This window comes from Chryseobacterium sp. KCF3-3, assembly GCF_045865955.1.
Taxonomy (GTDB): Bacteria; Bacteroidota; Bacteroidia; order Flavobacteriales; family Weeksellaceae; genus Chryseobacterium.
Genome location: NZ_AP035792.1, coordinates 4,834,148 through 4,847,665, shown reverse-complemented (window position 1 = coordinate 4,847,665; position 13,518 = coordinate 4,834,148). Strand labels below are relative to the sequence as shown.

The 13,518-nt window shown below is 35.4% G+C and carries 14 protein-coding genes; all 14 read left to right on the top strand.

The window, feature by feature from the left end; genetic code table 11:
• Positions 1-37: 37 nt before the first annotated feature.
• The gene (locus ACKTTZ_RS21595) at positions 38-745 is read left to right on the top strand and encodes an SDR family oxidoreductase (protein WP_034697633.1); all 708 of its coding nucleotides are present in this window, start codon (positions 38-40) and stop codon (positions 743-745) included.
• Between the two features lie 199 nt (positions 746-944).
• Positions 945-1,691, top strand: a complete 747-nt coding sequence (locus ACKTTZ_RS21590) for an electron transfer flavoprotein subunit beta/FixA family protein (RefSeq protein ID WP_034697635.1) — start codon at positions 945-947, stop codon at positions 1,689-1,691.
• Positions 1,692-1,819: 128 nt separating this feature from the next.
• The gene (locus ACKTTZ_RS21585; protein ID WP_034697637.1) at positions 1,820-2,767 is read left to right on the top strand and encodes an electron transfer flavoprotein subunit alpha/FixB family protein; all 948 of its coding nucleotides are present in this window, start codon (positions 1,820-1,822) and stop codon (positions 2,765-2,767) included.
• A gap of 189 nt (positions 2,768-2,956) precedes the next feature.
• Complete coding sequence (locus ACKTTZ_RS21580; RefSeq protein WP_034697639.1) at positions 2,957-3,556, top strand: bifunctional nuclease family protein; 600 nt, start codon at positions 2,957-2,959, stop codon at positions 3,554-3,556.
• A 22-nt stretch (positions 3,557-3,578) separates the two neighbouring features.
• On the top strand, positions 3,579-4,961 hold the full coding sequence (locus ACKTTZ_RS21575; RefSeq protein ID WP_034697641.1) for a nucleoside permease: 1,383 nt from the start codon (positions 3,579-3,581) through the stop codon (positions 4,959-4,961).
• A 115-nt stretch (positions 4,962-5,076) separates the two neighbouring features.
• Positions 5,077-5,628 (top strand): RNA polymerase sigma factor, encoded by a 552-nt coding sequence (locus ACKTTZ_RS21570; RefSeq protein ID WP_034697643.1) that lies wholly within the window; start codon positions 5,077-5,079, stop codon positions 5,626-5,628.
• A complete protein-coding gene (locus ACKTTZ_RS21565) occupies positions 5,594-6,301 on the top strand; it encodes a hypothetical protein (protein WP_407846593.1) in 708 nt (235 codons plus the stop codon). The genes ACKTTZ_RS21570 and ACKTTZ_RS21565 overlap by 35 nt, the downstream gene beginning before the upstream one ends.
• 78 nt (positions 6,302-6,379) lie before the next feature.
• Positions 6,380-7,474 (top strand): hypothetical protein, encoded by a 1,095-nt coding sequence (locus tag ACKTTZ_RS21560; protein WP_407846592.1) that lies wholly within the window; start codon positions 6,380-6,382, stop codon positions 7,472-7,474.
• A gap of 149 nt (positions 7,475-7,623) precedes the next feature.
• Positions 7,624-8,028, top strand: coding sequence for a hypothetical protein (locus ACKTTZ_RS21555; protein WP_034697646.1), 405 nt, complete (start codon positions 7,624-7,626; stop codon positions 8,026-8,028).
• A 2-nt stretch (positions 8,029-8,030) separates the two neighbouring features.
• Positions 8,031-8,441, top strand: coding sequence for a hypothetical protein (locus ACKTTZ_RS21550; protein WP_034697647.1), 411 nt, complete (start codon positions 8,031-8,033; stop codon positions 8,439-8,441).
• 57 nt (positions 8,442-8,498) lie between these two features.
• Positions 8,499-9,677, top strand: a complete 1,179-nt coding sequence (locus ACKTTZ_RS21545) for an acetyl-CoA C-acyltransferase (protein WP_034697648.1) — start codon at positions 8,499-8,501, stop codon at positions 9,675-9,677.
• A gap of 278 nt (positions 9,678-9,955) precedes the next feature.
• The gene (locus ACKTTZ_RS21540; RefSeq protein WP_034697649.1) at positions 9,956-11,446 is read left to right on the top strand and encodes an MFS transporter; all 1,491 of its coding nucleotides are present in this window, start codon (positions 9,956-9,958) and stop codon (positions 11,444-11,446) included.
• 204 nt (positions 11,447-11,650) lie between these two features.
• Positions 11,651-12,577, top strand: coding sequence for a mevalonate kinase (locus tag ACKTTZ_RS21535; RefSeq protein WP_253317265.1), 927 nt, complete (start codon positions 11,651-11,653; stop codon positions 12,575-12,577).
• 10 nt (positions 12,578-12,587) lie between these two features.
• Positions 12,588-13,517, top strand: coding sequence for a UbiA family prenyltransferase (locus ACKTTZ_RS21530; RefSeq protein WP_034697654.1), 930 nt, complete (start codon positions 12,588-12,590; stop codon positions 13,515-13,517).
• Position 13,518: the final 1 nt, after the last annotated feature.

The following is a 13,518-nucleotide window of genomic DNA, read 5'->3' as shown; positions in this document are numbered from 1 at the left end:
GTTTTTGTTATTTTAGAGAATTAAAAATTTCAATCATATGTCAGATAATAAAACAGCTTATATAACAGGAGGAACCAAAGGAATAGGTTTCGGGATTGCGAAAATTTTACTTGAAAATGGGATTTCTGTAGCATTTTCAGGAAGAAAAAGAGAAGATGTAATGAAGGCAGAAGAAGAGCTTAAGCAATATTCAGAAAATGTTTTGGGGATTGTTTCTGATGTGAGAAGTCTGGAAAGTGAACAGGAAGCTGTAAAATATACCGTTGAAAAGTTTGGTAGACTGGATTATATTATTGCCAATGCAGGATTGGGTATTTTTAAGCCCGTAGATGAGTTGACGGCAGAGGAGTGGAATGATATGATAGAAACAAATCTTACCGGTGTTTTTTATACCTTAAAAGCTTCTGTGGAAGAACTGAAAAAGTCAGAAGGCTACTATATTACCATTTCCAGCCTCGCAGGAGCTAACTTCTTTGAGAATGGCACAGGATACAACGCTTCAAAATTCGGTGTGGTAGGTTTCACGCAGGCTGCCATGATCGATTTAAGAAAATACAATATTAAATCTACGGTGATTATGCCAGGTTCCGTTGCAACTCATTTTAATGGAAATATTCCGTCTGAAAAGGACAGTTGGAAGATCCAGCCTGAAGATATGGGGAATCTTATATTGGATATTTTAAAGATGAATCCAAGAGTTTTGCCAAGTAAAATAGAGTTTAGGGCAACGAAACCAGCTAAGTAACTACATCTAATGTATTGAATAATAATTTAATAAGTATTATGCATGCATAATATATTTTTTATTTATATTAGCAAAAATTAATTCAAACAAAATCTCTGCATAAACTGTCATGATTTTATGCACCAAAAGGGAAAAAATAAAATAGTACACATGAAACCTTAAGGTTACATATGACCAATAAAAAAATTAAGAACAACATATGAAAATATTAGTTTGTATTAGTAGTGTTCCGGATACTACTTCCAAAATTAACTTTACAGCAGACAAATCTGCTTTCGACAAAAACGGAATTCAGTGGGTAATTAATCCTCTAGATGAATTTGCGTTGACAAAAGCGGTTAAACTTCAGGAATCTCAGGGAGCAACAGTAACAGTAATCAACGTAGGTGATGCTGCTACAGAACCTGTAATCAGAAAAGCTTTAGCAATTGGTGCTAACGATGCAGTAAGAGTAAATCTTGATCCAAAAGACAGCTATTCTACAGCAAAAGAAATTGCAGCTGTAGCTCAAAACGGAGGATATGATCTTATCCTTTGCGGAAAAGAATCTATCGATTATAACGGAGGTTCTGTTCCTGGAATGGTAGCTCAGTTATTAAACCAACCTTTCGTAAACGCTTCAGTAGGACTAGATGTTAACGGAAGCGAAGCTACTGCAGTAAGAGAAATTGAAGGAGGAAAAGAAACTATTTCTGTAAAATTACCGGCAATTATTGCAGGTCAGAAAGGATTAGTAGATGAGAAAGATCTTATCATCCCGAATATGAGAGGAATTATGTCTGCAAGAACAAAACCTTTGCAGGTAGTAGAACCTTCTTCTTCAGAAGTAAAAGTTCAGGGAGTATCTTATGACAGCGTTCCGCCAAGAGCTGCTGTGAAAATGGTTTCTCCGGATAATCTTGATGAATTGGTAAGATTACTTCACGAAGAAGCTAAAGTAATTTAATAAGAATCAAGTAAAAAGTAAAAAGATTCAGGATAAAATTTGATGTCATCAGACATGATCTGAATTTCATGAATATTCAGAATTAGATAACCTTGAATCTTGGACGTTAAACCTTAAACAAATTAGAAATGGCAGTATTCGTATACGCAGAAAATATAAACGGAGTTTACAAAAAAGCAGCTTTTGAAGCAGTTTCTTATGCTAAAGCTATCGCTGATAAAGCAGGAGATACCGTTACGGCAATCTCTGTAAACCCAACAGATTCTTCAGATTTATTATACAAATATGGAGCATCAAATGTTATCAATATCAAAGACGAAGGTCTTAAAAATTTCTCAGCAAAAGCATTTGCACAGGCTGTAAGTGAAGTGGCAGACGGAAATATCATCGTTTTCCCTCACACTACTGATGCTTCTTCCATTGCTCCTATGCTTGCGGTAATGAAGAACTATTCTTTAATAACTAACGCATTGGAAGCTCCTGAAAGCCTTTCTCCTTTCCAGGTAAAAAGAAGAGCATTCTCAGGAAAAGGTTTCATGCATGCAAAAGCAGAAGGAAACGGAGTAATCGTTACTGTTTCTCAAAATGCTTTCGGTGTTAAAGAAAACGCAGTATCAGGTTCAGAAGAAGTGAAAAACTTATCTGTTGCTAATGAAGATACTAAAGTGATTTCTCACGAGCAGAGTTCAGGTAAATTAGACCTTAAAGAAGCTGAAGTTGTTGTTTCTGCTGGTAGAGGGATGAAAGGACCTGAAAACTGGGGAATGATCGAAGATTTAGCAAACGTTTTAGGAGCAGCTACAGCATGTTCTAAACCAGTTTCTGATATCGGATGGAGACCTCACACAGAGCACGTAGGACAAACAGGTAAAGCAATTGCACCTAATCTTTACGTTGCAGTAGGAATTTCAGGAGCTATTCAGCACCTTGCCGGAGTAAACTCTTCAAAAACTATCGTAGTAATCAACAGTGATCCTGAAGCACCGTTCTTCAAGTCTGCTGACTACGGAGTAGTAGGAGATGCTTTCCAGATTATTCCTGCCCTAACAGAGAAAATTAAAGCAATTAAAGGATAAGAAAGTGAATTGTGAATAGTTAATTCGCTTTGCTTGTCAATTTTTAATTAAATAATTCACTTGCGAAGCAAAATTCACTATTGACGTTTGACAATCATCAACAATACAGATAAAAGCTCGGCTTTCCGGGCTTTTATTTTTGCGTAAAAAAGTGAAAACACAATAAAAAATTAATCTATATTTGTAGCTATGGATTATAAGCAGCTAATTATTCGCGGAATATCGTACAGCCAGACCCAGTCGGGGGCTTACGCATTGTTACTGGAGCATGAAGAAACACACATAAAATTACCTGTTGTTATAGGAAATTTCGAAGCCCAGTCTATCTCTCTCGGATTGGAGAAAGATATTCATCCACCGCGTCCTCTTACTCATGATTTATTTACAAAATTTATAGTTTCTGCCAATTATGAGTTGATTTCGGTCATTATCTATCAGATTGTAGACGGAGTTTTCTTTTCAAATATCAACTTTAAAAATAAAGTAACCGAAGAAGAACTGATCCTTGATGCCAGAACTTCCGATGCTGTTGCTATGGCCGTAAGATTTGATGCGCCCATATTTACAACGCAGCAGGTTTTAAATGAAGCCGGGATTTTATTGGAACTGGAAGATGTTTCAAAAGAAGATCAATCTTTCTCAGAAACTGTACAGACAGAAGATAACTTAAAATCTCTTTCTATGGAAGAGCTTCAGAAATTATTAGATGAAGCCGTTAAAGAAGAAGACTATGATACTGCCCTTGAAATTCAGGAAGAAATCAAGAGGAGGAAAAAGAAAATTGACTAAAGAGATACTTTTTATATAAACTATGAATTTAAAATTACGACTGACCATCCTCAGTTTTCTCCAATTTTTCGTTTGGGGAGCATGGCTGATTACGATGGCAAACTTCTGGTTTGGCACAAAACATTGGGAAGGAACTCAGTTTGGAGCTGTGTTCGGAACAATGGGAATTGCTTCCATCTTTATGCCAACCATTACTGGAATTATTGCTGACCGCTGGGTAAATGCGGAGCGCATATTTTCAGTATTACACATTCTTTATGGGGTTATTCTTTTTATACTGCCTCATTCTGCAGATCCGAATTCCTTCTTTTCGGTAATGCTCGTGGCCATGTGTTTCTACATGCCTACCATTGCACTTGCCAATTCAATTTCTTATACAATCCTGAAAAATAATAATCTGGATGTGGTGAAAGACTTCCCGCCGATTCGTGTATGGGGAACTATTGGTTTTATTGTTGCCATGTGGATTACAAATCTTAGTGGGAATAAAGAAACAGAAGGTCAGTTTTATATCGGAGGTGTTGTAGCAATTTTCTTAGGAATTTATGCCCTTACACTTCCAAAATGTCCACCACAAAAACTGATTGACAAAAATTCACCATTATCTGAGCAATTAGGATTGAATGCATTTAAGCTTTTCGGAAACTATAAAATGGCATTATTCTTTATGTTTTCAATGCTTTTGGGAGCTGCACTTCAGCTTACCAATGCATATGGTGACGTATTTTTAAGTGAATTTGCTCATTTTCCTAAATATGCAGACTCATTTGTAGTAAAGAGATCTACCATTATTATGTCAATTTCTCAGGTTTCAGAAACCCTGTTTATTTTGGCAATTCCTTTCTTCCTGAAGAAATTTGGAATTAAAAAAGTAATGTTGATATCGATGCTGGCTTGGGTTTTAAGATTCGGATTCTTTGCTTATGGGGTGCCGGACGGATTTGGACTTTCGTTAATCGTTCTTTCATGTATTGTATACGGAATGGCTTTCGATTTCTTTAATATCTCAGGGTCACTTTTCGTAGAAACGACTACCGATAAAAAGATACGTTCTTCGGCTCAGGGATTATTCATGATGATGACAAATGGTTTTGGAGCCGTTTTTGGAAGTTATGCCGCAGGATGGGCTATTGATAAGTTCTTTACCCATAAGTTCTCTACAGCTTCAGACCTGTCTGCTTATCTGCAAACAACACCTGACAATCCTACTTTCCTGAACATTTTAAAGAAGAGTTTTAATGCTGCTGTGAATTCAGACGGAACGCTTTCCTCTATAGTGATGGTAAAAGACTGGCAGCAGATATGGCTTTCTTTTGCAATCTATGCATTAATTCTTGCGATTTTCTTTGCCGTATTGTTTAAACACAAACATAACCCGGAAGATGTTTCGTCAGTAAAACATTAATTTAAACTTACATTTATTAAGATATTAAATTGCATTTTTGAAAAAAAATGCAATTTTTTTTATTTTCAAGGCAACCTTTTGCGAAACGTAACGTCTTATTAATAGAAACAAATCCATGAAGTACATCGAAGAGAATTTTTTATTGGCTAAAAAACAGGACCGGAGAGGGCAGAAAGCTCTTTACGAGATGTTTTCTCCCAAGATGCTGGCCATTGCAAATTCTTATGTCAATAACCTTCATGATGCAGAAGATATTCTTCTGAATGGGTTTATGAAATGTTTTACAAAACTTGATGAATGCAGAGACTGGAAAAGTTTTCCGTTCTGGCTTAGGAAAATTATTGTGAATGATTCTATCAGTTTCATCCGGAAGAATAAAAATATTCTTTATGCAGATGTAGAAATTGCTGATGAGTATAGTGAGACAGATGATGGATATCCCGAAGAAATTAATATTGAAGAAATATTTTCTCAAATGCCAGTAGGATACAGGCTGATTTTTAATCTTTATGTCTTTGAAGAGAAAAAGCATAGTGAAATTGCAGAGATTCTCAATATTTCCGAAGGAACCAGCAAAAGCCAGCTGAGTAAAGCAAAAAAATGGCTTGCTGAATTTTTAAAAGCAAAAGAAAATGAAACAAGAACTCCTGAAACAATTAAAATCTGATTACGAAAAGCTTGAAATAAAGCCTTCTGCAGATCTTTGGAGCAGAATAGAACAAATAGACCCAAAAGAGGATAAGAGTTCTGTTATGAGCCTTAAAAAGCCTTTTCAGTGGTGGAAATACGCTGCTGTGCTGGTGCTGTTGTTTTCAGTAGGGATATTGCTTTATTTTAATCAAAATCATATTGCTCCTATCAATAATACTCTTGTGCATAGACAACAGGCTCAGGAAAGAGCAGAACCGTCTATTCTCAATCCTGATATACATGTAGCTGAGAATACAGAAACAGGAATTAAAGTAGACAAAAAAAATACAGAAGAAAACCTAACTATTCCTAAAGCTTATCAACAGGAAGAAATTACACAGAAGAAAGAGTTCAGAATCAACAAAGAAGAGCAGTTTATAGTGGCAGATTATGAGATTAAAGCTCCCATATTGGAAAGGAATATGGATTTTGCTACCAACAAAGTGCCTTTTGTAAAAGAGAAGAAATCAGAATATATCAATGCCGATGAGCTTCTTCAGGGAAGAGAGTTTCAGAAAAAACGGGAAGAAAACAGAACCGATATCAGAAAATTCGGAGCTTTGGATATTACCCAAATTAAGGTTAAAAGTCCTAATTCTTTTAAAGTTTTTGGAGTGACAGTGTATTCTGATTCTCTTGAAAGCAAATAAAAAATCATTCTTTTTATCGTAGAAAAACTGCCCCAAAGAAGGGACAGAGCCCCAATATTGTCTTGAAATTAATAAAATATGAAAACAAAACTAATAGTAATGACTTCTGTAATGGCTTTTAGCTATGGCTTTGCTCAGGAATCAGAGGGAAATGGCCTGAATATTTATTCAAAAAAAATTGATAGTATAGTCGTGGCTGAAAAGAGCAAAATGAATTCAGAGCTGGACAAAATAGACAAAGATTTTAAGAAAAAGAAGATCACTTCTGACGAGAAGCAGCAACAGCGTACAGCAATTGCTACGAAATACCAACAGATTATTAATGAAAAAATCGATGCCAATAAAGAGGACCTTGAAGCGGCAACCAAAGAACTTGTAAAAGATGCTGTTTTCAAATCAAATGATACTTTAAAATCAGGGAGAAATGAGTTTTGGCTTGGGTTCAACGGAATTAATATGAAACTCAATGAAAGGAAGAAAAACAATCATCCTAAGAATTATCTGCAGACACTGGAAATAACCATTGGAATGGGAGGAGCGGGCCTGACTGCCAAAAATGAACCTTTCAGTTTTTATAATAAAGATTCAGATGTGAAAAATACGGTGATCAATTCCTGGCAGATTGCCCTATGGTATGGAAACCAGATCGGAAGTTATACCAGTCCGTTTTTCTATCGTTTCGGACTTGGGATGAGATCTGATGTGTATACCCCCAAATACGGGCAGGTTTTCATGCAGGACAAGAATAACTTATTCATAGGGGATTTTAATCGGGGTAATCTTAAAAGAACAGCTCTTTACAGCACTTATTTAACTGTTCCGGTAGACTTGAAATTTGTTTTAAACCCAAAATATAGGGAATATGAAGGAGTAAAGTATCTGGACAACAAAAAGAATCAGCTTGCTTTTGTAGTAGGTATTTATGGAGGAGTTAGAATAGAAAATCATAACTATATCAAATACTCTAATGAATATTCTGGTAGAATTGTAGAAAAGGAGAAAATGATGCACGGATTGAATGATTTTATTTTCGGAGGAAAATTAGGAATCAGTTATGCCGGATTTAATCTGTTCATTCAGAAGGATTTTACCCCTGCATTTAATAATAATGCTTTGCTCAAGAAAAAATATGGACTTCAGATCGGGATAGAAATCGCAAATGTTAATTTTTAATTTGATAATAAATCTCTTTTTTCTTTATATAATAATTAGAAATATTAGTTATTTTTTATAGCTAACAAGTGTTCGGTTGCAGAATTCCTATTTTTAAAACACACTATTTAAAAGTGTGTTTTTTTTTGTATTTTGGCACTTTAGTAAATATGAAAAATATTCAGTTATTAGGATTACTATTAGTAATTGTAGGCAGCTTTTTACCATTGGTGCATGTGCCTGTTATCGGGAACTGGAACTATTGGAAGCTTGATCATTATCTTGCTATTGCGTGCTGGATTTTTTCGGCATGTGCAGTTTTTGGAATTGTAAATAACAGTGCTAAAATTGTCAGATTCTTTGGTATTCTGCTTATTCTTTTATTCGGATTCACCCTGATTGCTGTGAAAATGCAGTCACTGCAATACTTTAGCTTTTTACCTTTCAAATCCTGGCAGGAAACTTTTGCAGGAATTGTTAAATTGAAATGGGGTTGGGCTGTAGAGTTTTTAGGCGCTTTTCTGATGGTTTTTGCAGGAGGAAATAAAAAAGTTAACAACAGAACACAAATATAAATATGAACTTCTTAAAAATATTTTCAGCAGGTATTTTGTTGACAACAGCTACACAGATTCATGCTCAGGCAACAGAACAGAAGAAACCGGATAATCCGCCTAAATGCGCGAATATAAAAGAAGGGAAGTTTGTAAGACCCAATTATCCGGAAGCAATATGGTATATGACTATTAAAGATAATGTTCAAACCGAATATTTCAATAATGGAAAAGACTATATCAAATCGACATTGGTTTTTGTGGACGACTGCAATTATAAAGCAATCGTGATGGAAAAATCCGATAAAAATGATCCCGCACAGATAGGAGATGTCTTCAATAATAAAATAGTAGCCACTCAGGATAATCTTCTGAAAGTGAATACCAAAATTGAAGGGACTCAGTTTGATCTGGTATACGTAAAAGTGAAATAAATTCTAACTATAAAAGCGGAATCTTTATTCCGTTTTAGCTAAAATAAAATTATATACATGAAAGAAGTATTCATTGTTTCCGCAGTAAGAACACCTATGGGGAGTTTTATGGGAAGCTTATCAACAGTTCCGGCTACAAAACTGGGAGCAACTGCCGTAAAAGGAGCATTAGATAAAATTGGTTTAGATCCTAATCATGTTCAGGAAATCTATATGGGAAATGTTCTTCAGGCAGGAGAAGGCCAGGCGCCGGCTCGTCAGGTTGCTTTAGGAGCAGGTCTTTCAATCAATACACCTTCTACTACAGTAAATAAAGTTTGTGCTTCAGGAATGAAGGCTGTAACAATGGCAGCTCAGGCTATCAAAGCTGGTGATGCTGAGGTAATTGTTGCAGGAGGTATGGAGAATATGTCTTTAGTTCCTCATTATTACAATGCAAGAGTTGCTACAAAATTAGGCGATATCAAAATGCTTGACGGAATGGTACTTGACGGTCTTACAGATGTGTACAACAAAGTGCATATGGGAGTATGTGCAGAAAAATGTGCTGTAGACTATAATATTACAAGAGAAGATCAGGATAACTTCGCTGTAGAATCTTACAAAAGATCTGCAAAAGCTTGGAGCGAAGGTAAATTCAACGAAGAAATTGTACCGGTTTCTATTCCTCAGAGAAAAGGAGAGCCTGTAATCTTTGCTGAAGATGAAGAATATAAAGCGGTAAACTTTGACAGAATTTCAACCCTTCCTACCGTATTCAAAAAAGAAGAAGGAACAGTAACTGCAGCAAATGCATCTACATTGAATGACGGTGCTTCTGCATTAATCCTTGTTTCCAAAGAAAAAATGGAAGAGCTTGGACTGAAACCTCTTGCAAAAATCGTTTCTTACGCTGATGCAGCACATGAGCCTGAAAACTTTACAACTGCTCCGGCAAAAGCTTTACCTATCGCTCTTAAAAAAGCAGGATTAGAAGTTTCAGATATCGATTTCTTCGAATTCAACGAAGCTTTCTCAGTAGTAGGATTAGCTAACAACAAAATCTTAGGATTAGATGCTGCTAAAGTAAACGTAAACGGAGGTGCTGTGGCATTAGGACACCCACTGGGAAGTTCAGGTTCAAGAATCATCGTTACATTGATCAACGTATTGAAGCAAAATAATGCGAAATATGGAGCTGCTGCTATCTGTAATGGTGGTGGTGGTGCTTCTGCAATTGTGATTGAAAATTTATAATTGGCATATACAAACACATTGTGTGTTTAAAATATAAAAATCGGGGTCTGTGTACCCCGATTTTTTCGTTACAGAATAGAATGATGAGATCTTCAGTCATATTCAGATTGGTCAATACAACATAGATGAAGGATTTTCAGACCCTATAAAGTATAAAGTAAGATTAAAACTTTGCTGAATGATTTCAATACCCTACAATTATTATTTTCAAAATAACATTAAAAACCATAGAATATTCAGTAGTTTTTCTATTTTTGTGCTACTAATATATATTTGAAATGTCTGAAACTGAGAATCGACAGCCTAAAAACATAAAGAATAATCCGAAAATTATGAAAGCCTGGGCGGTATATGACTGGGCAAATTCTGTTTATTCCCTGGTGATTACCTCTACCATTTTCCCCATTTATTACTCAATTCTTACCACCGCTTACGAGAAAAAAGAATATATAGCGGAAACAAAAACATGGATTGATGTTCCGGTAAGGCATATGATCAAAATTTTTGGCGAAGAATATCAACCGGATGCCGTGTATGGATATTCCCTTACCATATCATTCTTTGTTGTGGTATTACTGTCTCCATTTTTATCTTCATTAGCGGATACCATTGGAAACAAAAAGTCTTTCCTGCAGTTTTTCTGTTATCTTGGAGCCACATCTTGTATGGGATTGGCCATGTTTACGGGAATGCATAATGTATTTTTAGGACTTTTATTCAGTATTACAGCCAGTGTCGGTTTCTGGGGAAGTTTAGTTTTTTACAACTCTTTCCTCCCGGATATTGCCACACCGGACAGACAGGATGCACTTTCTGCAAGAGGATATGTTTACGGATATATTGGTTCTGTAGTTTTAGTGGTCATCTGTTTGGTATTGATTCAGGTTTTTGCCAAAGGAGCAGCCCAACAGCTATTATTTACAAGAATCAGTTTCCTTTTAACAGGAGCATGGTGGTTCGGTTTTTCTCAATATACATTCAAACACCTTCCTCAATTTGGGGATGTGAAAGATAAACTTCCTAAAGATTTAGTACTACTGAACTATAAGAATATCTTCAAAAAACATGAAGAGCAGGGTGGTTTTTTTGAGGTATTTAAAGATAACCTGAGCTTCTATAAAGATATTGCAAAAGAAAGTTTTCATGAGCTGTTTAAAGTAGGAGGAGAACTTTTCAAAGATAGAAATCTGAAATTCTTCCTATCGAGTTTCTTCTTTTACAGTGTAGGAATGCAGACCATTTTCCTGATGGCTACATTATTTGGAAAGAGTGAAATTAATCTTGCTCAGGATAAACTGATCGGAACCCTTCTGGTGATTCAGATTGAAGCTATTATCGGAGCGGTTATTTTCTCAAGACTGTCCAAGAGAATTGGAAACAGAAATGTTATTTCAATTGCGATCATCCTTTGGATTATAGCTTGTCTTTGGGCTTATTTCCTGAACAAAGAAAATCCTACAGTAGAATATCAGTTTTATGGAGTGGCAGCAGTAGTAGGTTTGGTAATGGGTGGCCTTCAGGCGATGTCCAGGTCCACATACTCAAAACTGCTTCCGGAGAACTCGATGGAAAACACTACTTACTTCAGCTTTTATGATGTTTTGGAGAAAATTGCCATCATTATCGGAACATTCATCTTTGCAACATTGATTGAACACTTCAATAATATGCGTATTGCCGCTTTATCAATGACCATATTCTTTGGAGCAGGATTAGTTTTAATCCGATTCCTGAAGGTCAAAATGAGAACAGACAGAGAAACATTATAAAATTGAAAAGACGTTATTTTTAACGTCTTTTTTTTATCAAGGTAATTCATTGAATTTTATCCATGGAATTATATTTATTTATCATATTTTTTTCGTAATTTTAATAGAAGAACTGAAGAAAGTAAAATAGAAGACAATTCGGCCTGAGTTTTGCTTATATTCAGCGGAATAATTTTTAACTTTGCAAAAAGATTTATTGTCAATATGACCAACCCTTTATTTTATGCAAAAATAATCCTGTTTGGAGAATATGGAATGATTGAAGATTCCCAGGGGCTTGTAGTACCTTACAGCTTCTATAAAGGAACTTTGAAATTTTCAGATTTGAGTTCTGAATTTGAGCTTAATTCCAACAGACATCTGCAGAAATATTCTGAATTTCTTACAGCACTTGATCTTTCCGACGATTTTAAGTTGGATATCGAGAGCTTCAAAAACGATATTTCAAACGGACTTTTCTTTGATTCTAATATTCCTCAGGGATATGGAGTGGGAAGTTCCGGGGCTTTGGTAGCTGCTATTTTTGAAAAATATTCAGTCAGCAAGCTGAACCCTGAAAACATTTCAAAAGATAATCTTAAAAAATTAAAAGCTGTTTTTGGTGAAATGGAAAGCTATTTCCATGGAAAAAGTTCAGGAATGGATCCACTGATCTGTTACATGAATCTGCCAATCCTTATTGAAAATAAAGAAAATTTAGACAGGGTAAATATCCCGGAAGGTGAAGAAGGAAAAGGAGCCATTTTCCTGATTGATTCCGGAATGACTGGTGAGACAGGACCTATGATCCAGATTTTCTTTGAAAAAATGAAAACAGAAGGTTTCCGTAAAACCCTTAAAGAAGAGTTCATCCGTTATAACAACGCATGTATCGAATCTTTCCTTAAAAAAGACATGAACCCATTCTTCAGAAATCTTAAAAAGCTTTCTCACTGGGCTTATGAACATTTCCGTCCAATGATTCCTGAAAGTATTTTTAATATCTGGAAAAAAGGACTGGATTCTAACGCTTATTATCTGAAACTGTGCGGTAGCGGTGGAGGCGGCTATATCTTAGGATTTACCAAAGACTATGCAAAAGCAGAAAAAATGCTTGATGGCTTCCAAAAAGAAGTGATTTACAGATTTTAAATAGATTGGAATGAATTCTGAAAAAGAACCTTTCCAATCTAAAAACTATTTCTCAAAATCTCTATTTTACAGATTTTCACAATTCGTGGGCTTTTTGCTTGGAGCACGTTTTTTTGTAGCTGCTCTGTTGACATTTGCACTCTATGTTTCTACTTTTTTCCTGTTCAACCAGGATGAATCTTTCAGAAAATTTGTCTTTGATTTTAAAGTTCACGGTATTATTTTTTGTACCGTCCTTACGATTCTGGCGGGTGGTATTATCAACCAATTCTACGATCTGGAGAAAGATCATGTAGTAAAACCTTTCAGAACAAGGGTTCAGAGCTTTATCAAACAAAAATATTTTCTCTATGCTTATCTGGCGCTCAGTGCTATTTCTTTAGGAGTAGCATGGATGATTTCTCATAACGTATTTGCTTTTTTTGTAGTCTATCAGTTTTTTATGTGGTTTTATAGCCATAAACTGAGCAGAATATTAATCCTGAATAATCTTACTTTTGTCAGTCTCACTTTGTATCCGTTCTTTGGAATGATGGTGTATTACGAAACCTTTTCCAAAAAGGTTTTCCTGATGGCTGTCTTTCTGTTTCTTATTCTGTTGTGTATTGATATTGTGAAAGATACTCTTACCAGAAGTGTGGATAAAACATTCGGATATACTACAATTCCCAATTATTTTAAAAGCAGAAATACAAAAATTATTCTCACTTCTTTACTGATCGTTACCATGGTAGTTTCAATGAAGATTATTACAAAAACCGGTATCACCGGATTCATGGCCTATTATTTTGCCGGAGGGCTTTTTGTCATGATTATATGTATTTATCTTCTTTTAAACGCTTCCAGAAGGAGTAACTTTCTTACACTGAACGTATTACGATTCTGGGTTTTCATTGGAATCATCGCAATGCTTTTAAATGGAATAGAGCATAAATTGTAAA

What these genes read in the sequence shown, in the direction of transcription:
- ACKTTZ_RS21575 (WP_034697641.1), top strand. Translation starts at nt 3,579, where the DNA reads ATGAATTTAAAATTACGACTGACCATCCTCAGTTTTCTCCAATTTTTC.
- ACKTTZ_RS21580 (WP_034697639.1), top strand. Translation starts at nt 2,957, where the DNA reads ATGGATTATAAGCAGCTAATTATTCGCGGAATATCGTACAGCCAGACC.
- ACKTTZ_RS21560 (WP_407846592.1), top strand. Translation starts at nt 6,380, where the DNA reads ATGAAAACAAAACTAATAGTAATGACTTCTGTAATGGCTTTTAGCTAT.
- ACKTTZ_RS21595 (WP_034697633.1), top strand. Translation starts at nt 38, where the DNA reads ATGTCAGATAATAAAACAGCTTATATAACAGGAGGAACCAAAGGAATA.
- ACKTTZ_RS21555 (WP_034697646.1), top strand. Translation starts at nt 7,624, where the DNA reads ATGAAAAATATTCAGTTATTAGGATTACTATTAGTAATTGTAGGCAGC.
- ACKTTZ_RS21540 (WP_034697649.1), top strand. Translation starts at nt 9,956, where the DNA reads ATGTCTGAAACTGAGAATCGACAGCCTAAAAACATAAAGAATAATCCG.
- ACKTTZ_RS21530 (WP_034697654.1), top strand. Translation starts at nt 12,588, where the DNA reads ATGAATTCTGAAAAAGAACCTTTCCAATCTAAAAACTATTTCTCAAAA.
- ACKTTZ_RS21570 (WP_034697643.1), top strand. Translation starts at nt 5,077, where the DNA reads ATGAAGTACATCGAAGAGAATTTTTTATTGGCTAAAAAACAGGACCGG.
- ACKTTZ_RS21535 (WP_253317265.1), top strand. Translation starts at nt 11,651, where the DNA reads ATGACCAACCCTTTATTTTATGCAAAAATAATCCTGTTTGGAGAATAT.
- ACKTTZ_RS21585 (WP_034697637.1), top strand. Translation starts at nt 1,820, where the DNA reads ATGGCAGTATTCGTATACGCAGAAAATATAAACGGAGTTTACAAAAAA.
- ACKTTZ_RS21545 (WP_034697648.1), top strand. Translation starts at nt 8,499, where the DNA reads ATGAAAGAAGTATTCATTGTTTCCGCAGTAAGAACACCTATGGGGAGT.
- ACKTTZ_RS21550 (WP_034697647.1), top strand. Translation starts at nt 8,031, where the DNA reads ATGAACTTCTTAAAAATATTTTCAGCAGGTATTTTGTTGACAACAGCT.
- ACKTTZ_RS21590 (WP_034697635.1), top strand. Translation starts at nt 945, where the DNA reads ATGAAAATATTAGTTTGTATTAGTAGTGTTCCGGATACTACTTCCAAA.
- ACKTTZ_RS21565 (WP_407846593.1), top strand. Translation starts at nt 5,594, where the DNA reads ATGAAACAAGAACTCCTGAAACAATTAAAATCTGATTACGAAAAGCTT.